Genomic DNA, 1,420 nt, shown 5'->3' with positions numbered 1-1,420 from the left:
GCGCCGCCGCCGGGGCCGCCTGGTCCGCGCTGGCCGCCACTGCTGCGCGCGTTCATGCGCTCCATGGCGGCGGGGTCCGGCTTGCCGAAGGCGGTCGAGAAGTTGAGGCCCCAGCGGATTTCCTGTTGCTCGGCCTTCTGGAAGTTCAGCGGTCGGGCGTCGATCGACAGCAGGTTGCCGTCCAGATCGCGGGTGAAGCGCTCGGGCAGGGCGGCTTCCAGTTCGGGCGTGATGGTCGGGAAGGAGGCGATGGAGCCTTCCGTCTCGGTCCGGGTGTAGTTGGCCGTGAAGCGCAGATCCTTGTCCTTCAGCGGCGTCAGATTGACGCCGAACTTCAGGACGCGCTTGGTCTCTTCGGACAGGTTGGGGTTGCCGCCCTCGATGCGGACGATGTTGACCGACTGGCCGGTGGCGAAGTCGTAGACCGGCACGTTCGGGGTCGAGATCGTCGGGTCGTTCAGTTGCGACATCGACGGGGCCTTCTGCTCGTCGGCCCAGCTGGCGGTGAAGTTGACCGGCTCCCACGGCGACCAGTTCAGTCCGACGGTATAGGCCGACAGGCCGCCGAAGTCGGACAGGTCTTCGTAGGCCAGGTTCAGATTGGCCGATAGATCGCCGAGCGCGCCCAGCACCTCGCGGTCGCGGCTGGCGATGGGCAGGTTGAAGTTGCCCGAGGCGCTGGTCCGGTCGCGTGACAGGGAGCGTTCGGAGAAGACGCTGGCCTGCTGGTCCTCGGAGAAGCGCAGGTTCTCGGAGTCCAGCGACTGGCTGTCGAAGCCGACCTTGAAGGTCGAGGTCAGCGAGCCGGCCGGCCCTTCCCAGGCCGTGCCGTTGATGACGCCCTCGACGCTGGTCTTGCTGGAGATGGAGCGCGCCGTGTCGAACGGGTTGGTCGGCAACTGGCCCAGATCGCTGAACGGGTTGATGGTTCCCGCCGTCACGCCCGCCTGCAGGGCGTCGTCGTTGAGGCCGCGACCCGTGCGGGTCTTGGTTTCGGTGCGGTCGTAGCCGCCGTTCACCGTCCAGCGCCAGTCGCCCAGATAGCCGTCGACCAGGAAGCCCAGCTGGCCTGACATGGTGTCGGTCTGTCGTCCCAGCGCGCCGGGCGCATCGATATAGCGGTGCAGCAGGACGTCGCTGGCGAAGGGTGAATAGGGGCTGGCCGAGGGCAGGGCCAGGCTGAGGCCCGGCAGGCCCAGGTAGGAGAAGCTGGACGTATCCTCCAGTTCGCCGCTGAGGGTCAGGGACATGGTCTGGTTCAGGTCGCGCACCAGGGAGCCGGAGATGGAGCTGTTCTCGCGCTTGGGCGACAAGGTGCGATAGGCGGTCAGGTCGTCGGTGCGCGGCCCGACGCCGAAGTCGGACAGGGCGGCGCCGCCCGCTGCGCCCGCGCCGACCGAGGCCGTCGTCACGCTCTGGC

General features: G+C 68.1%; 1 pseudogene. It reads right to left on the bottom strand.

The features are described from left to right. Positions 1 to 1,420 (bottom strand): annotated as a pseudogene (locus RT567_RS16850) (TonB-dependent receptor); the annotation flags it as partial.

This window comes from Brevundimonas sp. (genome assembly GCF_032107865.1).
In the GTDB taxonomy this organism is placed as follows: Bacteria; Pseudomonadota; Alphaproteobacteria; order Caulobacterales; family Caulobacteraceae; genus Brevundimonas.
Note: the sequence above shows the minus strand (reverse complement) of the source record. Positions and strands in the feature narration are given on the sequence as shown.